Genomic DNA, 24,143 nt, shown 5'->3' with positions numbered 1-24,143 from the left:
AGCATTCTTCGCGCTTCAGTTGGTTCATTTGACCGGTTGATTTGCACCACGTGTTGGCTCAATTCAACGACTGCGAAAAATGATTCCCGAAAACGGCTGAATTAGCCCCGAATACTCAATAGGTTCGCCATACCTACTATGGTACGCATGTTGCTCTTTCATGTTGCGGAAGCCACACGGAGGTTAGTATGCGTAGGATTGAAAGAGGATTCACATTACTTGAATTGCAGCTTGTCTGCGTTATCATCGGCGTGCTCTCGATGGTTATCGTGCCGCGAGTTTTCGGAGCCACGGACCGCGCCCGCGTCGCCGCGGCGATCGCGGACGTCCAGACGTTTCGCTCGGCGCTTTCTATCTACGAGATTGATTACGGCGCGTTTCCGAATGCGACTCGCAACAGCGTGGCTCGTCTTTCCGCCGATCTTGAAGATCCCAACGGCAACATCTACATGGTGTACCCGGAAGGCGACAACTTTGATGATTTTCAGTACCGTTCAAGCCACGGCGGACAGGAATACATGATATTCGTGACTGCCAACGACCAGAATCATACGAGATTTCAGGTTGATTTGAGCGGTATTACAATGTTAAATTAGACCCTGACTTGATTGCTTGTACCCATGTCTCACGGGGTGTCTGAATCAGGCACCCCGTCCTCCTCTCTATAACTCAGACTTTGCTATACTTTGATACCCGATCTTCCTCCGAGTTTTCAAGAACTCTATAAGTCTTGCGGACCGGTATTGCGTTACCGGATTTTGCGCGACGTGATGGGCCGCGACGAAAGCTGGATTGAAACGTCCGACGCGAAAGCGCTCGTGCTCAAACATCCGCGCGTGGTTGAACTTGCCTCTCAGCAACTTCCCAACGGCTCATTCGGCGAACGTCTCTCGCATACTGCCGCGACGGTGCTGTGGCTGTGCGAAGCGGGAGCCAGTGAGCATCCCGCGGTCAAACAAGCCGTAGAGTTGGTTGTGCTTCCCACGCTCGCGCAGGAGCCGGCCACGTGGGAATTCGCGGCCAATCAGCGCTCGCTTGTGCGTGATATCTGTTTGCATTTGCTTGCGCGCGCGACCCGCGGCACGCATCCGCTGTTGGACGCCTATCTTGAGTTGATCAAGATCGAGTGGCAGCATTGGTTTGCCGACAAGAAGTCTCCGTCTCCCTCGGTGCCCGCGTATTGTGCTATGGCGTGGTGGCAGCCTCCGGCGGATCAAACGCTCGAGAAGCGCGCGCTCGTCGCAAAGCTGCTCAATGAAGCCGAAGCTCAGTCGGACGTTTTGCTGCCGGAGAGTTCCCGACTTGTGATTCCCGACAAGCAAATTTATCTGGCCGAACCCGTGCGCATGTTGTTCGACTTGGAGCATGGCGCGCGCGCGGGAGTTTTGGGCGAAGTCGAGCATTTGCGCTGGCTCTACGACGAACTTGAAGTACAGCAGGATGCCGACGGCATGTGGCACTTCACGCTTGAAGAAACTCCCGCACATATGTCGTGGTACTATCCACTCGAAGAGAACAAACAAGACGCGGAACTAACCGTCCGCGCCCTGATGATCTACAAGCTGCTGAACTACGATGTCTGAAAAGATTGCGAAGAAGCGACCGAGCAAAATCGCCGAGCGGGGATTAAGCGCGAAGCGCGGTTCCCCGCCGGAATCTGACTCTCTCTACAAACGCATCTATGCCACGGTCAAGAAAATCCCGCGCGGCAAAGTCGCCAGCTACGGCCAAGTTGCACGCGTCGCGGGACTCGAACGTCATGCGCGCATGGTCGGCTACGCGCTCCATGCTCTGAATGAAGAAGACGTCGAAAGAGTTCCGTGGCAAAGAGTCATCAATGCGCAAGGCTACATCTCGATTCGCAGCAATCCGATGGCCGCGAAGATCCAAAGAAAACTGCTCGAACACGAAGGCATAGAGTTCGACCATCGCGACAAAGTAGATTTCAAGAAGTTCGGGTGGAAGAAATGAAGAAAGAGCCGGTCAAATGACCGGCTCTTTTGTTCCATTGTGGCGTCGTTCGCAATAACTTAAAGCCGCCTGCGAAGCGCAATCAGTCCAGAGGCACGCTACGCGGGCATAATTTCGTACACCTTCCCTCCCAATCGCATCGTCATTCGCTTGTTCTTAAGGCGGGTGACGTTTTTCATTTCGGAGAGAATGCCCGTGCCGGGCTGACTGCCGCGATAGACGAAGCTGCCTTCGAGCACTTTGTCGACGCCGTCGTACCAGTAGTGGCAGAGCTGCTTGCCGTACATCGTGCCGGGGTCGTGCTCGCAGTCGCGGATGTCGTGACCGCACACTGAGCACGCCGGTTTTTCAAACGTGAACGCGATCGAGGCTTCGGTGATGATGCCGCTGTCGAGCAGGACGCGGAAATCCTCCGCGCCGCTGTGCGCTTTTGGCCAGTAGAAATTCGGCACGATGTAGCGGCTGTTCAAATGAGTTTCGAGTGTGCCGCCGAAGAATCTCGCGACGGCAATCGAATAGCGGTTGTGTCCGATCAGCGCGGGCGCACCGTTGGTCAACTCGAGCACGTGCTCGAGATCGCTTGTGCGAAAACATCCGAAATGGCCGTCGACGGCATCGCCCGCCAGACGGCAGCGGCGCACGTGAATTTGCTCGGCGGTCAATGGCACCAGTGGCGGATTCGGCAGGTGGTTGATCAACTCAAGCTGAGTAGACTTGTCGGGAGCACTGAGGAGGGAAACGGGGTGGGATCGAGTTTGGAGGATCATGAGGTGGGACTCCGAGTGAACTGTTATCAAGGGGTTAGAGTTTTCGTGTTGGAGAATCGAAACAATTGCTAAGGTTAGGAAATGATTGACCGCTCATCAGAATTCTACTACATTATATGAATGGATGAGTAATGTGCTATGGCAGCGCGTCGTCCTGTGAGACGGCGCGTTTGCTCTCTGATGGACAAAGGGGCGATGATGATTACGCTTGTAAGAATGATGACTGTGTTTGTGCTGTTGTGCCTGTGTTTCTCGGTTTCATTGGGTCAGTTTAGTTCGGTTCAAGAACCCGTGTTGCCGCCCAGTTCTCAGTTTGCGGTTGTCGCTCCGCAAACCGCGACACTTCCTGAACTGAACAATCGCTCGCTGCTGCTTGAAGATGAAGCAAATTATCAGGCGGCCTTTTCCGAAGGTCTTACTCCATCGGCGCAAATCGCGCGACCGCAGGAAGTAAATTTCTCTTTGACAAACTCCGGTACGTGGGAAACGCTTCCCGACGGCTCGCGGATTTGGCGGTTGCGCATCGTTTCACCCGGCGCCACGGACACGTGGCTCGTGTATGACCGGTGGCGCATCGCGAAACCCTGCGAGCTTTTTGTTTATACTGACGACCTCACTATGGTGTTCGGACCTTATACTTGTACCGACAACTGGGACGGCACCAACGTCACACCGATTGTCGCAGGTGACGCCGTCACGCTCGAATATGTTGTTCCGGCAAATCAAGAAGACGTCGGTGAGTTGTCCGTCATGCGAGTGCTGCACGGCTACAGGTATTTTCACGATCCGGATGCGCGCGAGCGCAACGCACTGGATGGTTTCGGCGACGCGCTCGAGTGCGAAATCAATGTCAACTGCTTCGGCTACATGCAGGAAGAAAAGAACGCCGTGGCGATGATCGTCGATCCGTGGGGCGGCACCTGTACAGGCACTCTGTTGAACAACACGTTGCAGAACGGTGATCCCTTGCTGCAAACGGCTTTTCATTGCATCAACGGCAACGTGTCGAATTGGCTGTTCTATTTTAACTACGAAAGCCCAACTTGCACTCCCAATCAAAACGGCACGCTGGCCAACGTCGTAGCCAACGCGAGTTTGTTGATGTCTCACGAAGAATCCGACCACGCGCTGTTGCGTTTGTCGACACCTCGCCCCGCTGCGGGCTTTGTTCCAGCTTTCATGGGATGGAATCGCAGCGACGCTCCGGCGACGAGTTCCTACGGAATACATCATCCTCGCGGCGACGTGAAAAAGGCCCTCGAAGCTAACGGCGCGGCACTCAGCAGCACGTGGAACGGCTTGTGGCCCAATTCACATTGGCGGACCTTTGTCAGCAGTGGAGTTTCCGAACCCGGTTCATCGGGCTCGCCGATGTTCAATCAAGAGGGCCGCGTCGTCGGAGAACTGCACGGCGGATCGTCACCGGCCTGCGACCGGAGTCTTCAGGCCGTTTATGGTAAACTTGCTTATGCCTGGACAGGCGGCGGAACGTCAGACACCCGGTTGAGCGATTGGCTCGACCCAAACGACTCAGGCGCAGCCACGACAAACTTTTGGCAACCGAGTGCGCCGCCGAATGATTCATGCGGCCAACCGGATTTTCAAACGATTACGACGTTGCCGTTTCACACGTCTGGCAGCACGGTCTTCGCGACCAATAATTTCAACACGGCAGGCTGTGCGACAAATAACTCGCCTGAAGTTATCTACTTGCTGCAGCTTGCTTGCGACCGGAGCATAACCGTATCGGCATGCGGCTCGGACTATGACACGGAACTTTTCGTTTTTCAAGTCAGCTCATGCATGAACCATATCGCGAACATCGCTTGCAACGACGACTATTGCGGTGCACAAAGCCAAGTGGTGTTTCCTGCGTTTGCGGGAGTGACCTATGCCATCATCCTCGAGGGCTACGGCAGCGCGAGCGGAAATTTCGAGTTGGATGTCAGCGGAGTTCCATGTTCTGAGCTTGTCATAGTTCCGCCGCACGGACTCACGATCAGCCTTGATGCAACAAGCGGAACGGCGGAACTTCGCTGGTATCCCGTTCAAAATGCCAACACCTACTACGTGTACAGGTCATTGGACGGAAACAACATCGTGGACGCGGCAAACATGGTTGCGGAGGTGAGTACGACCTCTTTCACATGCGCAGGCTGCCTGAATCTGCCCGGGGACTTGGCCTTCTTCGCAGTTCGGGCAGGTTATGTCCCATAACCGGACGGATGGAGGAAGACTCGGTTTGGGAAGTGTGAGCGAGAGCGCTCGGTGAATTTTTTCAAATAGTTAAGAGCCGGAAGTCGGAATTCTGAAATATTAAAAAGAATAGTGGATTATTGACCGGACACAAAAATTGACGTAAATTGTCATATTGGTTGGAGTAATTTTTCTTGGATAGCGCGTCGTCCCTTTTGGGCGGCGCGTTCGTGCGTTCTAAGCCGAATGGAGCAGGTATGAAAAAGTTGGTTCATGTTTTCGTCATGATCGTGCTTCTGTGTCTTGCCCTGCCTGAAACTTTTGCTCAATTGCAATCTGTTCAAGAGCCTGTTCAGCCGCCAAGCTCACAGTATTCAGTACCCGCTCCGCAAACTGTGACGCTTCCGTCGATGGACAACCGGTCGCTCTTGATTGAAGACGAAACAAACTACCGTTTAGAAAATGCGGACGGAACAATTCCTCCGGCGCAAATCGCGCGACCGCAGGAAGTCAGCTACAATCTGAACAATTCCGGCACGTGGGAGACGCTTCCCGATGGGTCTCGTGTTTGGAGATTGAGAATCGTCTCACCCAACGCCACGGACACGTGGCTGGTCTATGATCAATGGCGCATCGTCAAACCGTGCGAACTGTATATCTACAACGACGATCACTCCATGGTTTTCGGTCCCTATACGTCTATCGACAACTGGGACGGGACAAATGTCACACCGATTGTGCAAGGCGAAGCGGTCACGCTCGAGTACGTTGTCCCCGCGGATCAGGAAGATATCGGCGAGTTGTCCGTGATGCGTGTGCTGCACGGCTACCGTCATTTTCACGACCGTGAAGCGCGCGACCGGGACGCGCTCGATAATTTTGGTGATTCGATGCCATGCATGATCAATATCAATTGTTTCGGCTACATGCAGGAAGAGAAGCGCGCTGTGGCCATGGTGATCGATCCGATGGGCGGCGCATGCTCGGGGACGATGCTCAACAACACGCTGCAAAACGGCGATCCGTTGTTCCTGACGGCGAACCATTGTTTGAACGGAAATCAGAACAACTGGCTCTTTTATTTCAACTATGAGAGCCCCGCTTGTTCGCCGACTACAAACGGCAGTGGCAGTTTTGTCGTGGCGAACGCGACGCTGCTCATGTCACATGCATTGACGGATCACGCACTGCTGCGCCTTTCGCGTCCGCGGCCAAATACTCCTTACATTCCGGCTTATATGGGTTGGTACCGCGCCGATGTCGCCGCGGGAAGTTCTTACGGCATCCACCATCCGGCGGCAGACGTGAAGAAGGGACATGAAGATTACGATCCCGCGACCAGCTCGGACTGGAACGGCCAAGGTCCCAACACGCATTGGCTGACACATATCGACAACGGCATGATGGAACCGGGCTCTTCCGGCTCGCCGATGATAAATTCCGGCGGCTATGTTGTTGGCCCGCTTCACGGTGGAACCTGGGACTGCGATCCGAACACCGTGAATAATGCCGTCTACGGCAAACTCTCGGGCGCATGGGAAGGCGGCGGCTCATCCAATACAAGGCTTCGTGACTGGCTTGATCCAAACAGCTCGGGCGCACTATGGGGCAACTACTGGCAGCCGACAGGTCCGCCTAATGACTCGTGCGGGCAACCCGGATTTACGACCATTACTTCACTTCCCTTTTCCGTTTCAGGCAGCACGCTGTTCGCGGCCAACAACTATAACTCGTTGGGCGGCTGCAACACCAACAATTCACCGGACGTCGTGTACATGCTGCAGCTTCCATGCGACTATCAGGTTACCGTGTCGAGTTGCGGATCGAACTTTGACACACAGATTTTTGTCTATGGCGCGTATTCGTGTGGGAGCGTCGCTTGGCTTGCCGGATGCAACGATGATTTTTGCGGCACTCAAAGTCAGGTATCCTTCACGGCGACGGGTGGCCAACTTTACATGATTGTCCTTGAAGGCTATGCCACCGCTTGGGGAAATTTCGTTTTGAATGTGACCGGATCGGCGAGCGGCGCTCAGGGCAACGCGCAATGTCCGGGCTATCAGATTACGACACTGCCCTACTTCACCTACGGCGCGACGTGGTGCGGCGGCGACGACGTGAATCCGACCTGCCAATCCAATGACGGTCAGGACGTGCACTGGTATTGGACTTCACCTTACAATCAATCCATGCGCGCCAGAACCTGCTACAACAGCTTCGACACGATTCTCGAAGTGAAGTACGGCGGTGCATGTCCCGGTTCGTTCAGTGTCGGTTGTAATGACGACTACGCTTGCCAGGGCGACGCTTTGGCCAGCAGAGTAGTCTTCAACGCCGTCGCGGGAATAACCTACTACATTCACATGGACGGCTATAACGGCGCCGAAGGTATCGCGTCGCTCGAACTTGGAGTCTCCAACGACGACTGTTCAAGTCCGATCGTTATTCCCAGCCTTCCCGCAAACTATGAAGGCGACACGCGGCCTGCTTCGGACAACTTTGCAACCGTGGTCGGTCCCAGTTCAAAAGAAGTGTTCTTCCAATACACGTCGCCGACCTGTCAAACGATTCAGGTCAATACGTGCGACGAAAACTACACGAATTTCGACACCGGACTGGAAGTCCGCACCGGCGGACCATGTCCGGGCTCGACTCTGGTAGCCTACAACGACGACGCCTGCGGCAGCGACGGCCTGAAAAGCAATTTGCTCTTCAATGCGGAAGCGAACCGCACGTATTACATCATTGTTTGCGGCTACGGTACGAATGCCGGACAGTTTATGGTCTATTTCTCGGGTGGAGCATCGCAAGGAGCGCCAATTGGCGATGTGTGCAATACGGCGATTCAGATCCCGTCGCTGCCCTTTACCGATCACGGCAATACCTGCTGCATGGCGGACAATTACACTCCGTGTGTCGGTCCTGATTCGCGCGAAGTCGTGTACGACATGCTGCTTCCGACTTGCCAAACGGTCACGGTTTCACTCTGCGGTTCGACTTACGACACGGGCTTGGGAATCTACGGCGGTGTGTGTCCGAACATCGCGCCGCTGATTGTGTGCAACGACGACAACTACTGCGACGGCCTATGGTCCCGGCAAAGCACCGCGACGTTCACCGCCGAAGCCAACACGAACTATCAGATTCTCGTTCACGGCTACAGTACCGAATGCGGCAACTACGCTCTGAATGTTTCCAGCGTTCCCTGTCCGCCGCCCGTTGTGATCGCGCCGGACAGTTTGACGATTCATATTGATCCGGTAACGTCCACGGCAGAGCTGAGATGGGCCGCCGTTCAAAATGCGAACACGTATTGGGTCTATCGCTCCCTCACGCCGGACAACATCGCCAGTCCCGGCAACTTGATCGCCGGTGTGAATACGAATTCGTTCAACTGCGCGGGCTGTCTGAATCAATCGGATGAGCGCGTCTTCTTTGCAGTCACGGCCGAATACGTTCCAGCAGTCACTGCCGGGGACGCGGAATCGCAGGATGCTGCCTTGTCCGCATATTCAAAGGCCGATGCGGTTCAAAGCCAGATCATCGAGAACCCGCACATCTACATGACCAGTGAAAACGAAGAGCAGGCGGCGCCTAACAAATAGCACATCATCTGCGGGCCTAAGAGGGCGGTTCTGAATGAACCGCCCTTCTTTTTGTCCGCGATTGCACGAATTTCGCAGACAACTTATCACAACTGCCCCATGAAAGGGTTGCATCTTGGCGTTCAGCTTGTTTTATTAACGGCTTATCAGATAAAAATGGTCAACAATTAGAAAGACGATACGAACCGATGAACAAGACTTCGCTTCTGTGCATAGCATTTCTGACCCTAATTTGTTCAGCAAATGCCGCCGTTCTGCGCATCAATCCCAACGGCAGCGCGCCCTATGCAACGATCACGGATGCCTATGACGCCGCCGCAAGCGGCGATACGATTGTAATTGCTCCCGGCACATATTTGGAGAACATCGTCTCCACGAAGCGGCTGCGGGTCATTGGCGCGGGCTGGGACAACACCCGGATTCGCAATTGGTATTTCCAAAATGCCTCGACCGGTTCTTCGCTCGAAGGCGTCAAAGTCTCGACCACCGGTACCGTTGCTCCATTGGTCAGCTATAATTCGGATTCGGTCACCATCAAGCGCTGCTATCTGCAATCCAACTATCAAACATATTTTTGGGCGCGCTCGTCCGGTTCGGGCAACTGGATTACTTTTGAAGACTGTGTAATGATCTCCAATCAGAACAGCGGGTCAAATGACGGATTTAACTTCAATCAAGACTCATGCGTGATTCGCAACTGCTACGTTCAGGGTTGGCAAGGCTCGAGCACGAACCAAAACGTCTTTATCAACGATCCTGCATTCTTGTCGGTGACGAACTGTGTGTTCACGAACTGGAGTCAGTTGCTGAACACGACGGGCACCTACGGTTTCTACTTTGCAAACAATATCGTCTACGATTGGAACAACGGCGCGACATTCGGAACCTACTCGCCCACGGCGACCTTCGAATACAATGCCTCCTCGGTGATCACTCCTCCCGGCACAGACGCGGCGCTGCTTACAATGAATCCTTTCACGAACTACGATGAAACGGCCAACTTTCAAGATGACACCACGGATTTGCATCTAACTCCACAGTCGGGTCTCGTGGATGCCGGAGTGCCGAGCCTGCTCGACCGCGACGCTTCGCGCTCCGATTTAGGGGTCTACGGCGGACCTTATGAGTTCGTCGACAACGGCGCGCCAGACTATCCGTTTGTAATTTCAGTCGTCGCTCCTTCCGCAATTATTTCCGGCGATTCGCTGACTATCAACACCATTGGCCGTGTTGGCCCGAGGTACTAAGCCGGCCTATGAAATACATTCTCTTGATCGTCTTCGCGGCCACGCAACTGTTCGCGAACACGATTACATCTCTTGAGTATTCCTGGGACACTCCCGCTCCGCCGGGCGGCGGTGTCGCGCTGACAGTTGTTCCCGGCGCACAACCGCAAGTCGTTCAGAGTATTTCCATCGCCGCGCTCTCGAATGGACTTCATACTCTCTACATTCGCGCTCTGGATGATTCGACGGGCTGGGGCGAAGTCGCGGGCGAATGGGTGTACAAATTCGCGTCTGAAAATTATCAAGAACGGGTCGTCGCCGAATTCGAAGTTTGGTTTGACGACGGCACGCGCGCGGTTTACGACGTGCCGGACGCGGCGACCGCGCAATTGATCCGCAGCATTCCGGTTGCTTCACTGTCCTACGGCTTGCATGTTCTGAACGTTCGTGCGCGTCATCAGAACGGCGAATGGGGACAGGCGCAGAGTGAATGGGTGTACAAGTTTGCGCCGCCCGTTGACGACAGCTTGCTGATTGTGCAGGCTGAAGTGCAAATCGACGCGCAGACTCCGCTCTATTTCGACGTCACCGACGACTCGCAAACATCGTTGACGGCCTCGATTGCGGCAAATTCCATCGGCTATGGAGTTCACGCAGCGTGCATTCGTTTTCAAGACACTCACGGCGTGTGGAGTTCACCCGACTGCCGAAATTTCTTCGTGATTCCCGGCACTTCGAATTCCAACGAAGGCTACATCGCCGGAGCGGAATGCTGGATCAATGTCGATCCCGGCGAAGGCAACGGAATTGCACTTCTGCCGTCTGACGGAACTTGGGACGAACTGACTGAGACTGCCTACGTCGATTTGACCGACAGTATTCCCATGGGAATTCACCTGCTCGGAATTCGCGTACGCGACGATGCGGGACAATGGAGCAACGTCGAACTTGATACGATTTCGGTCGGCCCGCTGCTCGTGATTCAAACTTCGGGCAATGACGTGGTGCTAAGTTGGACAGACTCTCCCGAGCCGCACTCTTTCACAGTGAATCGTTCTGCGGTATCGGGCAGCGGGTTCTCGCCGATTGGCTCCACGACGGAAGCCACCTACACCGATGCCGGAATTGTTAACACGTTGCCGGAAGCGTACTACAACGTCACCTTTGAACTTCAGCCCGGCGCGCAAAACATGTTTCGCCTGCCCGATTTGCGGAAGCAGCACTCAAAGTAGAAAACACAGGGCGACTCTTTGGCACGGCCGCGCAATAAACAAGTTTCCGAAAACGGACTGCCGCAACGCAGTCCGTTTTGTTTATTTGTTCGACTGTGGTTCATTTGACTCGCTCATTTGCACCACGAAACATAGCATCATAGTGCAATGAAAGGGACATGAAAATATGACTTCCAATATCTAAATATACTTACCACACTCGGCATAGGTGTTGCGTTGCTTGAAGACAACGATGAACCAACTTTCCCAAGGATGCACATGTTGACGACTTTGATGACCCGCAGCCGCAGATCACTTCCCTTTTTGTTCTCTTTGTTTGCTCTGTTCGCAATTTCCTGCTCTGACATTTCACCGGTAGCGCCGCCTGTTTCCGAGTCGTCGGAAATTGCGATGGGAATTCCGCATACTCCGATTGAGTTGCAGAACATTCAACTGCCCGAAGGCTATCAGTTGTTGAGTTCCGCCAATGCGCTGGACGATTGCGACTCGGTAGTGGTTAGTCAATTGTGCCGCCGCTTTTCGTTTTCGAATGTTCTGAGTATTCTCGATTTGACGAGACTCGTCGTGCAGGGCCGCGATCTTCCGCACGACCAGACGATCACGATGGTGATGCCTAACTCGTGTCAGGCTGTCGTGGATCTGTATCCGAGTCCTTTTCAATTCAACAGCAATGTGGAGTTAACGTGGCTCTTGCCGCAAGTTCGTTTCAGCGACGTTCCGCTAAATCCAAATGACATCGCAGCATTTTATGTTCACGAAGACGGCACGACCGAGCTTGCCGACTACAGTTGGGGTTTTCTTAACCTTTGGCTAACAGTCGAGACCAATCATTTCTCCCGTTACATCATTGCGAGTCGAAACGGCAGATGACCCACACAAGGATCGCTAAGACAGCCCGGCCTTTGGTCGGGCTGTTTATTTTCAAAGAGTTACAATTATGCGCAAACAAATGGCCATGTTGACAAATATCGACAAATGCCTTGACTGATGAAGAATCGTGATTTATATTTAAATATCCGAAAATAGCGGTGATGGGAAACAAGAAGGTCGGGTCGCACCACAAGGTGCGACTTTGTGCGTTTGACTAAAAGACTGTTGAGGGCAAGCATGGCACGTCTGATTCTTGGAATTTTGTTTACTCTTTCGCTGGTGTGGGCAAACACTCCGCCAGTCTCGAAGCAAATTCGCACTTTGCCGGATGGCACAAGGAAAATCGTAACCCAATCCGAGCATCCGGAAACCGGCGACAACCGGCGTGATCACACGGGCGGACGTTTGGACCAAGGCGGCGAACAGTCTTGTGATGCGGCCGTGATTACTACTTTGCCTTTTTGCGACACGGGAACCACAGTGGGCTATCTGAATGATTTTCCCGAAGACTGTGCGGCGACCTTCTCTGCGCCGGATGTCGTGTACGAATATTCTCCGCCGATTGACCGGGCAATTTCTATTTCACTGAACAGCTCCAGCTATGCGACGCACGTCGCACTTTACGAGTCGGATGTAGACTGTAACTCATATTTCAGCTATGATTGCGCCTCCAGCGGCGGCTCGCCTCAAAGCTGTATCGAAGATGTTTGGATTTACTCCGGATACACCTATTACATTGTGGTGGACGGAGAATTCGGAGAGTCGGGAGATTACACATTGCACGTCGTGCCCGGCGCGTCGTGCCCAAATTCTGTGTGCGGCAGCGCGTCGGGAGAAACGTGTGAGACGGCGCTCCCGGTTGGTCAGATACCCTATTGTGATACGCGGAATACGAATGACTACGCGGACGACTACTTTCCGGATTGCAACACTCTTGCGTGCGGCGAGAAAGACGTCGTGTACGAATTTTCTCCTGCGACGGACATGTTTCTCGGAATCTCGGTGGCGTCGAGCGAATTTCAACCGCACGTGGAGATTGACGAATCGGGAACGGATTGCGTAGATCGCTATTTATATGAATGCGCGGACGTCAACTCGGGCGGCAACAGTTGTATTTCCGGCGTGTTTGTGTACGCGGGCTACCAATATTACATCTTCGTGGACGGCCACGAGTGCGGCGGCAACGGCCAATACACTTTGAACATCTACGAAGGCGGCGGCTGCAGCTACGACACATGTTCTACGTCAAACGGAAGCGGCGAAACCTGCGCGGACGCGATCAGCGTAAACTCGTTACCCTATCACTACAGCGGGTCGACGGCGGGCATGACCAACGATTACGATTTTTGTCAATACGACCTCGGCGCACCGGACATCGTTTTCAGCTACACTCCAACCCACACTCATCTGGCCGATATCTTGACTTGCGGCAGCACGGAATTCGAATCGAATTTGTATATCTTCCGCGACGGAGACACGTTTGCGCAATTCGGTCCGTGCGGAATTCACGCGTGCTACACGTTTACCGACAACTACTATTCGAACGCTGCAATGTATTGCGTGGAGTTTGAAGTCGGACACGAATATTGTATTGTGGTGGACGGCGCTTGGAGTTATTCGGAAGGCCCGTTTACGCTTGACATCACCGAAACGAGTGTTCAGTCCTGCAACTCCGGCGATCTGTGCGACTATCCCATCGTCGAGAATGAACCGAACAACTCATGCTCGCCGCTGCAATTCGACGTAGACACACTTTTCCCGGGCGACACGATTGCGGGTATCATTTGCGATCCCTGTGACGAAGACTTCTTTTACGTCGTGGCCAATGAGGACGAATGGAGTCTCGTGCGAATCGAAGCCGGTCCGAACTGCTCACCGGGAAGCGGCGATCTCGGCATCTCATACGTCAACGCCTTCTACTGCGGCGTCGCGGATCCGTGTACGAATTGCAGTTGGGTAATCGGCTGCGGACCGGAAGTGCAAGGCGTTAAAGTCGCGGGACTGGGTTCTTGTTACACGGGACCGTATTTGCTGATTTCCGAGCCACAGCCCGCCCCTCAAGACGCATGTGATCCCGTCGCCTGCGAAACGGCGTCACCCATTGCGTGCGGCACTCCGGTCGTGGTCAATACTTGTGACGGCTGTTCTTCGCCGATTTGTCAGACGTACCGCAACGGCAACAGCGGTATTGGCGGGTATACGGGACCGCAGAAGTTCTATCGATTGGATGTTTCTTCGGCGGCGAACTACACGGTTCACGTCGCCGACGACGCGCAGCAGAGTGACGTGCAGTTCTCGATCTTCACGGATTGCGAATTGCCGCGCACGACGTGTGTCTATGCGCAGGATCAGAATTACTACGCCGAACAACCGACCGGACAGATTTGGGAAGAAACGGGTACCGTTTTACTGAATCCGGGCACGTACTACTTGCATGTTTCCTTTGCCAACAGCAATTGCGGCGACATGAACGTGTCGGTCACATGCGACGCTCCTTGTTTGCCGCCTGACAATGTGACGATTCACTGGAATACGTCCTCTGAGGCAGAAATTCGTTTCATCTCGGCCGGCGGCACGTATGAAATTTACAGTTCGGACATTCCCAACAACGACGGCGATCCGCGCGGCGGCGATCCGCAATGGACGTTGCGTTCTTCGCAAGTTTATGCGGCAGGCCAAGCTCTCTGGACAGACACGAACGTCAGCAGCGACTACAGAAATTATGTCGTGATTCAGAACTGTCCGTAAAGAGACTTTGCAAGTCTATTCGAAAAGGCGTCGCGCATGCGGCGCCTTTTTGTTGTTGCTTTTCCTGCGGCGGCACCCGCTGCGGGCGCCCCGAACGTTAAGCATTGTCAAACGCTTTCGCATATCCCAACTCTCTCGCCCCGTCGTCTTTCGAGATATAGCCGCGCTTGACTTTCTTGTCAACTGTGTCGAACTCAATGTTGCGGGCTTGCATTCTCGTCAATTGAAACGGATCTTGGTTGGGTTCAAAAATGTGTTCGGATTTGCAGAGGTTGCCTTGCATGGCAAGCTCGGTGTTGCGCAGAAAGTTTCCCAGCGACGCGCCGAGATTTTGCACGGAGTCGACGATTTGCATTAAGAGATTGAATTGCGCTTCGACCCAGTTTTTCGTGGTGCCGTGCGAGCGTCCGACGACCCACGGATAAAGTCTGAGTCCCGTGACGACATCTTCGATGACTTGCTCGCGGTTCAGCCGCCACGTAAAATTGCGGTTGCTGTCGCCGCCGATCATCGTGATTTCCACGTCGTCCCAAGTGAAGATATTGTCGTCGGGATCAAGCTGGCGAAATTGCGACACCGTGTCGTCAAAATAGCGGTTGGCGCGGTTTTGATATTCCTTGTCGGTCTCGTGTTGAAAGGCTTTCGGCGGTTTCACTTTGATTTGCAATCGCGGTGTTCCGGCCATGCGCGCGCTGCGGGCCATGTCGGAGAGCATCGCTTCTTGAATTTGCGCGACGAACGGAATGGAAGCGAGCGGTTCGATGCCGCGCGGATTTGAGACGTCCGCACCGAGTGACGCAAAGAAGAACCGTTGCGGATTCAGATAGAGTTTCTTACCCTTGTCGTCTTCCAAAAACGCTTTCCATCGCCCGTCGCGCTCCCATTGCACGAGATCGGCGTCAATTGTGTGAAAGTAATCGATCCCTTTTCCGTCGGGCAACGGAATAATTTCACCGCAAAATCTTCCCGTGGTGAACAGCTCGAGAAAAAACTGTTCGGTCAGATGCGCAAGCCCGCTGCGTCGCACGAGCGGATTTTCCAACATGCGTTTGTCCAGTGCATCGAGAATTTTTTCGGCGCTGCGTTTTTCTGTTTCGCTTCCGGACAGCGCATAGCTTTGCGGCGTCGCGCACAGATGCACCCACGCCCACACGGCGGACGAAATAATCGGCACGTGATCGCGCAGGTAGCGGTAGAACTCACTCCGGTTGGTTCCGGTCCAAACGAATTCGTTGCCGTCGAGCGTCGCGGAAAAGAGATTTCCCGTCACGTTGCGCGGCGGATCGGGTCGCTCGCTGGGAATGACCACGGGTTGTTGATTTGTCGTGCGCATCGTGGAAATTCGCGCAGGCAGGTTTTGACTTTTTTTGCGGAGGAAGGAGAACATGGTGGGGGTTTCCTGAAGAAGTATGGATAGGTTGACTTTCGGGGATTTCGGAGGTATATTGACGGTAGGTCTCGGACAAACTGAACGGAGGAATCGGCCATGCCCACGCTTTGGATTGCCTTGCTTTGTTTGCCACTCTTCACGTTTGCACAGGATAGTATCAATATTACAAGGGTGGGATGGAACGGAACAGTCTGCTCGCCGGAGAATGTGACGGTTCTCGACAACTATGCCTTCGTTTGTGCCCAAGATTGCGGTATCGAGCTTTTTACGATTCATGATCCGAGCTCGCCGATTCTTAGCAACGCGCGGTTTGACAGCAGCAGCGGCTCGATGGAATTGGTTGTCCGGGACGGCATAGCCTACTTGGCAACGTGGTTTCGCGGACTTGTCATATATGAAGTACACAATCCGGAGTCGCCAACTTTGCTGTCCACGTTTCACGGACCAGACGGCGATGCTCAGTTCATTTATGCAAGCGGTTTGGATGTCTCGGGAGATTATGCATACGTGGCGTTTCAAGACAGTGGACTTTGGATTATCGACATTTCAAATCCATCATCGCCGGAGTTTGTCAGCAGTTTTGATACGCCGGGCAGCGCGTGGGATGTTGTTGTAGAAAACAACATCGCCTACGTCTCGGATACTGAGGGCGGCATGCGAATCATTGACGTGAGCAATCCTGCAGAGCCGGAAGAAATCGGATCTTTTGATACTCCCGGACAAACGCGCGACATTCATGTTGAAGAGGATATGGCCTATCTTGCCGACGGCGGCGGCCTTCGCATCGTGGGCATATCAGATGGTGAGCATCCGACAGAAGTATCATTTCTTGCACTGCCGGGAATGAACGTCAGTGTTGATTTCAAAGATGGCTATGCCTTCATTGGCGGACAAGGTGTGCGAGTCGTGGAGTTGTTTGATCCGTCGAATCCCGTCGAAGTTGGCTATTACGTCGGCAATACGGTCGGCTGGCCGATTGGAGTTACTGTGTATGGCAACTATGTGATTGCATCGATCTGGGGCGATACGGACTTCGCCAATTTTACGATACTCGACGTTTCACATTTTCTGCCAATCATGGGGTTCGAACCGCTTGTTCTTACCTTCTCCCTCCACCCCATCTACCCCAATCCGTTCAACAACACGGCGAACATCGTGTTTGATTTGCCGCATGAAGTGACGGGCAAGCTCGTTGTTTATGACGTGCTCGGAAGAGTAGCAAACACTTTGTTCGACGGAAGACTTTCGGCCGGAACGTATCAGATGGCGTTCGACGGGAACAATCTCTCGAGCGGCATTTACTTCGTCAAACTCGAAACGCCGGACTACAACTCGGTGCAAAAGGCGGTGCTGCTGAAGTGAATTCTCGATAGCGGGGCAGGTGAAGACACCTGCCGCCGCGACAAGAAGTTTGTCCCCCTTTGTCCCCCCGGAAGACCGGGAGGAAAATCTGAATCGGAGCGGCCGCTTGATGGCCGCTCTTTTTCTTGGCTCAATGAACCAATTTGAATTTATGCTGCGCAAATATTGACCAAACCGGTGAAATGAGCTATCTTGTGAAAATTTTGTTTTATTCTGAAGGATTAGTTATGACTAAACTACTTTGCTTACTTTTGTTCATTCCGGTTATCGTACTGGGCCAAGACAGCCTTAATGTTTCCCTTTTAGGTCGAGTTACAAATGTCGGGGTTACGACTTCGGTGGACATGAACGGCACGATGGCTTACGTTGGCGGCGGCGGTGATGGGCTTTTTATTCTGGATTTGTCCGATCCCTCCAATCCGGTAGTTCTCGGCAACTCTGATACGGGCGGACATGCGCGCGATGTGATTCTGAGTGGAAACTTGGTTTACGAAGCGGATGACGCGGGAGGACTAAGAATCATCGACGTGAGCAATCCTGCTGAACCCGCGGAACTTGGCAGTTACGATACTCCCGGCGCCACGCACAGCGTTGCGGTGGTCGGAGATTACTGTTATATTGCGGACGGATGGGACGGCCTTCGAGTGATCGATGTTTCAAATCCCGCGGAGCCGACTGAAGTAGGCACGTATCTTACGCCTGCATACTCGAAAGGCCTTGCCGTGTCCGGTGACATTGCATATGTCGCTGATGGCGCGACAGGCTTGATTGCCATCGACATTTCGACTCCCTCGGCACCGGAATTGATTTCGTCGCTGGAAACTCCGGGTTTCGGGAGGGACGTTGCGGTGCAAGGAAACTACGCGTATGTAGCGGACTACGCGAGCGGCATGCAGATCGTCGATATTTCCGATCCCAGTTCCATGGAAATCGTGGGATCATTTCACACAGACGGCCAGACTGAAGACGTGGCAGTTTCCGGAAACTACGTATTCCTCGCCGACTATGGCACCGGCCTGCGTGTAATCAGAGTAGATGATCCAACTCTGCCCGTTGAAGTCGGCTACTACTACACAGACGACAATGCATGGGGAGTCGACGTAGATGGCCGCCATGTTTGTCTTGCGGAAGAGGCCCAAGTGTTGATTCTTGATATCTCCATTGCGACGTCCGCTCCCGATCAACGAAACACACTTCCAAACACTTTTTCTCTCTTTCCCCTTTACCCCAACCCGTTCAACAACACGGCGAACATAGTGTTTGATTTGCCTCATGAAGTGACGGGCAAGCTCGTTGTTTATGACGTGCTCGGAAGAGTAGCAAACACGTTGTATGACGGAAAGCTCTCTGCTGGTTCGCATCAAATGCAATTCAACGGAAATGGTTTGTCCAGCGGAACATATTTTGTGAAGCTCGAGACTCCTGATTTCCATGCGGTACAGAAGGCCGTGCTGTTGAAGTAGTGTTTGGCTGTTTTGAGTATTTCGACAAGGGCTGCCTCGGTAGCCCTTGTTTTTTATAATTAAGCACTTAAATAGCAATGTTAGAGAGTAAAGAAAATCTGTTGACATAGCTAAAAACGAGCAGTACATTATAAGAACGCAAGTGACTCCCCGCCGCTGGGCGACGCCTGTACGCGGAGGGTCCTTTGCAGAGCCCGGAAACTTTGCAGCGCTCTCAGTCAAATGTACGGTTCACTTAATTAGCGCCGGAGGGATTGGCTATGAGAAACTTGGTCTTTGTATTGCTTTGCTTGCCGCTTGTCGTACTTGGACGCGACAGCCTGAATGTTGTGCAAGTGGGACAGAACATCAGCACGTGGAACGAGGTCCATGACCTCCAAGTCCAAGGCAACTTTGCCTACGTCACGGCCGGAATAAGCGGCCTGCGTGTCGTAGACGTCAGTGATCTCGAAACTCCGCACGAGGTCGGAAATTGTTTGACACGCGGTAACGCTCAGTCCGTCGCGGTCGCGGGCGGCTACGCCTTTCTTGCCGACGGAACCGCGGGCTTGAGCGTCGTGGACATCAGCACACCGCAGTCACCCAACTTGGTCGCACAGTCGTGTCCCACGAATTGCGAATACGAACGAATCGCAGTCAACGGAAACTACGCCTACGCGGTCAACAAGCTACTGGGAATTCAGGTGTTCGATATTTCGTCTCCGCTGGATCCTCAGCCGCTGAATCACTTTGATATCGTTAATCCCAAAGACATTGCCGTCAGCGGAAGCTATGCTTATGTAGTTACCGGTGGTGGCTTTGCTGTTTTGGACATTTCGTCTCCCGCGGAGCCGCAGTTGGTCGGTTCGCTGACGGGCTTCGACGGCGCGGTGCGCGTGGCACTCTCCGGAACGAACGCGTACATTGTTTGCTCAAGCGATTGGCTGCAGATTCTCGACATCAGCAATCCCGCGAATCCGATTGTCAGCGCCACCATACTCAACGCGCTCGGAGCATCTGACATCGCGGCTTCAGGCAATCTTGTTTACGTGGCCTTCAGCGCAAATGTCTACGTGTTTGACGCAACCATGCCCAATGACCCCAGGCCAATCGCGGATTATTCCACCGGAGGCAGCGTCGCGGCACTGACTGTTTCGGGGAATACGCTGTTTGCTTCGGACCACATTATCAGCTTTCTCGCATTGGACATTTCCGAGCCAACCGAGTTGACATTGCTCGGTTCGTTTTCTGTTCCGTACCAGTTGACGGACGTGGCCGTTTCAGGCAACTACGCATACGTCGTGGGCATGGTCAACGAGCTGGAAGTCTTTGACATCGCCAATCCTGTGTCACCGACTTTGGTGTCTTTGACACAGTACACGAACAGAGCCAACGACGTGGTTGTGTATGGCTCCATGCTGCTGCTCCCGGGGACGCGGCCGGATGCAGGCGGGTACGGTTTTACTCTGTTGGACATTTCGACTCCGGAGAATCCAGTCGTTTTGAGCGAGCTCGCTTTGACGGACTATCCCATGAGCGCAACGGTCATCGGCAACTACGCCTACCTACCCAGCAGCGGAAAGCTGTTCGTCGTGGATATTTCCAATCCGGCGGATCCTGAGCTGGTCTTTACGATCAACTCGCTGCTTGGCGCATTCAGTCTTGCCGTTAGCGGGAACTACGCGTATCTTTCCAACTTTGACGACCTTCGCGTTCTTGACGTTTCCAATCCGGCGGTGCCGCTGCAAGTTGGTTCCTATGATTCACCCGCCTTTGTTTATGACGTCGCCGTGTCGGGCAACATTGCCTATCTTGCCGAGAGCTGGGGCGTGCGCACCGTGGACATCACGAATCCGCACGATCCGACGTCAATAGGACAATACGCGACACCGTATCCGGTGAAGAGTGTTTCGTTGATTGGAAACGTGATGTATGTTTCCGAAGGCGAATACGGAATGCGCATTGTAGATGCGACCGATCCGATGAATCTTGTCGAGACAGGCTACTATGTCGAAGACTTCACGACCAATGACGTTGCCGCGGCGGGAGACTTTGTCTACTCTGCGGAAGATGCGGCCTTCTCGATCTACGACGTGTCCGAAGCGATTGCGTTGATCAACGGAGTAAGCGTCGACGACCCTGCGTCAGTTGCAACAGAGTTCAGGCTGAATCCGGTATTCCCAAATCCGTTCAACAACACAGCGAACATCATGTTTGATTTGCCGCATGAAGTGACGGGCAAGCTCGTTGTATATGACGTGCTCGGAAGAGTGGCAAACACATTGTTCGACGGAAAGCTCTCTGCTGGTTCGCATCAAATGCAATTCAACGGATATGGTTTGTCCAGCGGAACATATTTCGTTAAGCTCGAGACTCCCGATTTCCACGCGGTACGAAAAGCGGTTTTGCTGAAGTAGCACGACTGCGAACCACCTTCTGCTCCTCGGAAGTCAGGGGGGAAAGTCTGAATCAGAGCGGCCAGCGATGGCCGCTCTTTTTACCTCAGCCAAACGGATTTTTTCTGAATTGTACTGTCCCGCCAGCCAAGGTTCTAACAAATTTTCAAGGTCGTAGAAATCTGTTGACTATCCTGGCGTTTCAAGCTAACTTTATGAAACCTAATTATGGAGTTAAAGATGAAGAAGTATGTTTTGATTTTGGTGTTGGCAGTGGTTAGTGGATTAGGCTTCGCCGTCGCAAAGAAGTTTACCGAAGACGCGGGAGTGAATCCGCCAAAGGTTGAAATTGCTAAACTTGAAAAGCAGGTATCCGAAGCCAAGCAAGCTGGACAGGCTGTCGACCCGGGATTGTCGTCGAGAATTCGTGAGCTTGTTCCGCAGGTGTCCGGACATCCGGGACAGATCAAAGCGGAGGCCACGGGATACTCAACAGCCGAAATGCTCTCGACTCCTGACGGAGCGGTATGGGTCAATACTAATCTCGACTTATCACCGCTTGAGCAGGAAATTTCACGTCTCGAATGGGAGTTGACAGGCGGCTTGAGCAGCCAACAGCCTGACGAAATTACGCGCATGAATTTGAAAGACAGGTTGAATGAGTTGTATTCACGGCGTCCTGAAAATCGCGAGCGCAATCCTCTTGATCAAGGCAACGACATTTGTCCGGCGACCGTGATCACGGGAGTTCCGTATTATGATTCAGGCACAACGGTGGGTGACTCCAATAATTTTGTCCCTATTACTCCATGCAACACGTCCCTCGCTCCTGACGTAATCTATCAGTTCACTCCGCTTGCCGGCGGTAGCTATACGATCTCTCTTTGCGGCTCGTCATATGACACATATCTATATGTGAACACGACGGGCATCTGTCCGGGTACGATCCAAGTCGCGTGCAACGACGATTTCTGCGGCCTGCAGTCTCAGGTCACCGTCAACATGACTGTGGGCACGACATACTTTATAATTGTAGACGGATTCAACACGGCTTCCGGCAACTATACGCTTGCTCTGACCAGAGCTTGTGAAGTGGTTTGTCAACCGACGGACATCCTCGAGTGTGCCGGTGAAGCCATCGATTCTTCGAATGCGCGTCTTGACTGCGATGGCGGCTGCAACAACGACGACTACGGCGGTGTGAACACATTCGGTTCGATCGCTCCATTTCAAACGGTGTGCGGACGTGCGTTCACATATACTGGACCGAGTGGCATTGTTTTTCGCGATACGGATTGGTACCGCTTCACGTTGGCAGAAGATTGTTCCGTAAAGGTGATTCTCTGGTCGGAGTTCGCGGCCAAGTGTCAAATTCTTTCTGACGACAATTGTGCCACAACCAACGTACTGCACATCTTCACGACCAATATTCTTTGCGACGCGACCGTTAGCCAAACCACGTGTCTGCCCGCCGGCGACTATATTCTGTGGGTTGGGCCGAACAACTTCACAGGGCTGAATGGTTTAGCAAATTATCGTGCACGTCTCGACATCTTGCCGTGCAGCGGCTGCCGGATTGATGCGTCGATAACCGCGCCGAGCTCCGGAGGTTGGCACACGTGCGTCGGAGGTAACGACTGCGCCGTTCGCCCGAGTCAGGACTTCAACTATTGTGTGAACATTCCGTACGAAGGCGACTGGACGTTTACGGTGTGCAATGACGACAGCATTTGGGACAGCTACATTTATTTGATGAGCACATGCTGCGGGAGCGTGATCGCAGAGAACGACGACGGCTGCGGCGGAGTCGGTTTGTCCGTGATTAGCTGCGAGCATTTGACTGCGGGAACATATTACTTGTTGGTCGAAGGATTCAGCAGCGGCAGTTGCGGGCCGTTCAACTTGCGTGTTGAAGAATGTCTCGGTGCGTGCTGTTACGGTACCCCTGCAAATCCATCTTGCGCGTTTATCAGTCAAGCGGATTGCGACAGTTTGGGCGGAGCGTGGTCCGTTATGGAGCCGTGCTCCTCGGGAGCATGCTTTGAAAGGCCCACTTGCGGCGATTTTGCAATGAAAAGTCAGCAACCCTATCTGCCCGACGAAGCGTGGAATGCTTTTGTGTCAGACTTCCAGTCTCCGTACCTCGAATACGACGACTATTATGTGCCCGCTCCGATTGGCCACATTAAGTTTTGGGGTTTGACCGCCGACTATCCTTCCGCCACTCCCTGTGTCGAAGACCCTCAGTTGGTCGAGATCGTTTTCCTCGACAGCGTCGGAGGAGGACACATAGAGGATTACAACGTGGCCTTGACAGGAACACCGGTTCCGTATGCGTACGCACCCTACACAATTATGGAATATGAAACGCGGCTGGATCCTCCATGTTCAATTTTGGGCGGCTACGTGAGGATCGCGGGTGTGCTCGGATCGGGATGCGATTTCTATTGGGCGACGTCACCCTTCGGAAACAGCTACTCAATTTATGAGAATGCCGGTTTGCGAGGTGTTGCGCAATGGGACTATGCCTTCTGTCTTAGCCCCCAGTGCGATCCGATTGACAGTGTGACGATCATTACAAATGCACCGGATGTTTACACGATGACGTGGTATCTTCCCCAGAGTGGATACGTCCGAGTGTATGGTTCATCAAGTCCGAATGCAGTCTTCCCAAACACGTATTCGGTGACTGCTGAGGGCTTCTTGCCTGCCGGATATTTTTCGGGATATTCTTTCTATGACTACGACCCACAGAGGCTCTACGTTGTAACGAATGAATGTTCGGCTGCCGTTCCGGCGGATCGTTCCGAAATTGGAGTGATGCATCCGGTAATCGCAGACAAGTAACCGGCATCAGAGGATAAGTTGAGAAGGGCGGCCACGTGATGGCCGCTCTTTTTCTTTTCGAGTGTTCAGCCATTGACTCTGCATTTCCGCG

Annotated in this window: 15 protein-coding genes; 13 read left to right on the top strand and 2 right to left on the bottom strand. The window is 53.3% G+C overall.

The features are described 5' to 3' along the window. Positions 1 to 188 precede the first annotated feature (188 nt). The 3 genes from H6507_10555 (at position 189) to H6507_10545 (ending at position 1,971) form a co-directional block, all read left to right on the top strand. Positions 189 to 596 carry a type II secretion system protein GspG gene (locus H6507_10555; protein ID MCB9369539.1) on the top strand — a complete coding sequence of 136 codons (408 nt, stop codon included), beginning with the start codon at positions 189 to 191 and terminating at the stop codon, positions 594 to 596. 90 nt (positions 597 to 686) lie between these two features. Then, entirely contained in the window at positions 687 to 1,583 is an 897-nt protein-coding gene (locus H6507_10550; protein MCB9369538.1) for a hypothetical protein, read from the top strand. Next, positions 1,576 to 1,971 carry an MGMT family protein gene (locus tag H6507_10545; protein ID MCB9369537.1) on the top strand — a complete coding sequence of 132 codons (396 nt, stop codon included), beginning with the start codon at positions 1,576 to 1,578 and terminating at the stop codon, positions 1,969 to 1,971. Before H6507_10550 ends, H6507_10545 begins: the two co-directional genes overlap by 8 nt. Before the next feature lie 98 nt (positions 1,972 to 2,069). Here H6507_10545 and H6507_10540 read toward each other — a convergent pair whose 3' ends face one another. Continuing rightward, positions 2,070 to 2,738 carry a hypothetical protein gene (locus H6507_10540; GenBank protein MCB9369536.1) on the bottom strand — a complete coding sequence of 223 codons (669 nt, stop codon included), beginning with the start codon at positions 2,736 to 2,738 and terminating at the stop codon, positions 2,070 to 2,072. 138 nt (positions 2,739 to 2,876) lie between these two features. Here H6507_10540 and H6507_10535 point away from each other — a divergent pair, with 138 nt between their 5' ends. The 6 genes from H6507_10535 (at position 2,877) to H6507_10510 (ending at position 14,615) form a co-directional block, all read left to right on the top strand. Continuing rightward, complete coding sequence (locus tag H6507_10535) at positions 2,877 to 4,955, top strand: trypsin-like peptidase domain-containing protein (GenBank protein ID MCB9369535.1); 2,079 nt, start codon at positions 2,877 to 2,879, stop codon at positions 4,953 to 4,955. Positions 4,956 to 5,191: 236 nt separating this feature from the next. After that, entirely contained in the window at positions 5,192 to 8,539 is a 3,348-nt protein-coding gene (locus H6507_10530) for a trypsin-like peptidase domain-containing protein (GenBank protein ID MCB9369534.1), read from the top strand. Positions 8,540 to 8,727: 188 nt separating this feature from the next. Beyond that, positions 8,728 to 9,786 carry a hypothetical protein gene (locus H6507_10525; protein MCB9369533.1) on the top strand — a complete coding sequence of 353 codons (1,059 nt, stop codon included), beginning with the start codon at positions 8,728 to 8,730 and terminating at the stop codon, positions 9,784 to 9,786. Between the two features lie 8 nt (positions 9,787 to 9,794). Then, positions 9,795 to 10,997, top strand: coding sequence for a hypothetical protein (locus tag H6507_10520; protein ID MCB9369532.1), 1,203 nt, complete (start codon positions 9,795 to 9,797; stop codon positions 10,995 to 10,997). Positions 10,998 to 11,255: 258 nt separating this feature from the next. After that, positions 11,256 to 11,867: a hypothetical protein gene (locus H6507_10515; GenBank protein ID MCB9369531.1), complete on the top strand. Its 612-nt coding sequence runs from the start codon at positions 11,256 to 11,258 to the stop codon at positions 11,865 to 11,867. Positions 11,868 to 12,104: 237 nt separating this feature from the next. After that, entirely contained in the window at positions 12,105 to 14,615 is a 2,511-nt protein-coding gene (locus H6507_10510) for a hypothetical protein (protein ID MCB9369530.1), read from the top strand. A 97-nt stretch (positions 14,616 to 14,712) separates the two neighbouring features. On the opposite strand, the gene H6507_10505 is transcribed toward H6507_10510, so the two are convergent. Further along, the gene (locus tag H6507_10505) at positions 14,713 to 16,002 is read right to left on the bottom strand and encodes a hypothetical protein (GenBank protein ID MCB9369529.1); all 1,290 of its coding nucleotides are present in this window, start codon (positions 16,000 to 16,002) and stop codon (positions 14,713 to 14,715) included. 99 nt (positions 16,003 to 16,101) lie between these two features. Here H6507_10505 and H6507_10500 point away from each other — a divergent pair, with 99 nt between their 5' ends. The 4 genes from H6507_10500 (at position 16,102) to H6507_10485 (ending at position 24,052) form a co-directional block, all read left to right on the top strand. Continuing rightward, positions 16,102 to 17,367, top strand: coding sequence for a T9SS type A sorting domain-containing protein (locus H6507_10500; protein MCB9369528.1), 1,266 nt, complete (start codon positions 16,102 to 16,104; stop codon positions 17,365 to 17,367). A gap of 227 nt (positions 17,368 to 17,594) precedes the next feature. Then, positions 17,595 to 18,830: a T9SS type A sorting domain-containing protein gene (locus tag H6507_10495; protein ID MCB9369527.1), complete on the top strand. Its 1,236-nt coding sequence runs from the start codon at positions 17,595 to 17,597 to the stop codon at positions 18,828 to 18,830. 260 nt (positions 18,831 to 19,090) lie between these two features. Continuing rightward, positions 19,091 to 21,226, top strand: a complete 2,136-nt coding sequence (locus tag H6507_10490; GenBank protein ID MCB9369526.1) for a T9SS type A sorting domain-containing protein — start codon at positions 19,091 to 19,093, stop codon at positions 21,224 to 21,226. A 219-nt stretch (positions 21,227 to 21,445) separates the two neighbouring features. Next, on the top strand, positions 21,446 to 24,052 hold the full coding sequence (locus H6507_10485) for a hypothetical protein (protein MCB9369525.1): 2,607 nt from the start codon (positions 21,446 to 21,448) through the stop codon (positions 24,050 to 24,052). Positions 24,053 to 24,143: the final 91 nt, after the last annotated feature.

The sequence above is a fragment of the Calditrichota bacterium genome, from assembly GCA_020637445.1.
Lineage (GTDB): Bacteria > Electryoneota > RPQS01 > RPQS01 > RPQS01 > JABWCQ01.
This window is presented reverse-complemented; position numbering and strand designations above follow the sequence as displayed.

What these genes read in the sequence shown, in the direction of transcription:
- H6507_10505 (MCB9369529.1), bottom strand. Translation starts at nt 16,002, where the DNA reads ATGTTCTCCTTCCTCCGCAAAAAAAGTCAAAACCTGCCTGCGCGAATT.
- H6507_10555 (MCB9369539.1), top strand. Translation starts at nt 189, where the DNA reads ATGCGTAGGATTGAAAGAGGATTCACATTACTTGAATTGCAGCTTGTC.
- H6507_10495 (MCB9369527.1), top strand. Translation starts at nt 17,595, where the DNA reads ATGACTAAACTACTTTGCTTACTTTTGTTCATTCCGGTTATCGTACTG.
- H6507_10500 (MCB9369528.1), top strand. Translation starts at nt 16,102, where the DNA reads ATGCCCACGCTTTGGATTGCCTTGCTTTGTTTGCCACTCTTCACGTTT.
- H6507_10525 (MCB9369533.1), top strand. Translation starts at nt 8,728, where the DNA reads ATGAACAAGACTTCGCTTCTGTGCATAGCATTTCTGACCCTAATTTGT.
- H6507_10540 (MCB9369536.1), bottom strand. Translation starts at nt 2,738, where the DNA reads ATGATCCTCCAAACTCGATCCCACCCCGTTTCCCTCCTCAGTGCTCCC.
- H6507_10510 (MCB9369530.1), top strand. Translation starts at nt 12,105, where the DNA reads ATGGCACGTCTGATTCTTGGAATTTTGTTTACTCTTTCGCTGGTGTGG.
- H6507_10485 (MCB9369525.1), top strand. Translation starts at nt 21,446, where the DNA reads ATGAAGAAGTATGTTTTGATTTTGGTGTTGGCAGTGGTTAGTGGATTA.
- H6507_10530 (MCB9369534.1), top strand. Translation starts at nt 5,192, where the DNA reads ATGAAAAAGTTGGTTCATGTTTTCGTCATGATCGTGCTTCTGTGTCTT.
- H6507_10490 (MCB9369526.1), top strand. Translation starts at nt 19,091, where the DNA reads ATGAGAAACTTGGTCTTTGTATTGCTTTGCTTGCCGCTTGTCGTACTT.
- H6507_10520 (MCB9369532.1), top strand. Translation starts at nt 9,795, where the DNA reads ATGAAATACATTCTCTTGATCGTCTTCGCGGCCACGCAACTGTTCGCG.
- H6507_10535 (MCB9369535.1), top strand. Translation starts at nt 2,877, where the DNA reads ATGGCAGCGCGTCGTCCTGTGAGACGGCGCGTTTGCTCTCTGATGGAC.
- H6507_10515 (MCB9369531.1), top strand. Translation starts at nt 11,256, where the DNA reads ATGTTGACGACTTTGATGACCCGCAGCCGCAGATCACTTCCCTTTTTG.
- H6507_10545 (MCB9369537.1), top strand. Translation starts at nt 1,576, where the DNA reads ATGTCTGAAAAGATTGCGAAGAAGCGACCGAGCAAAATCGCCGAGCGG.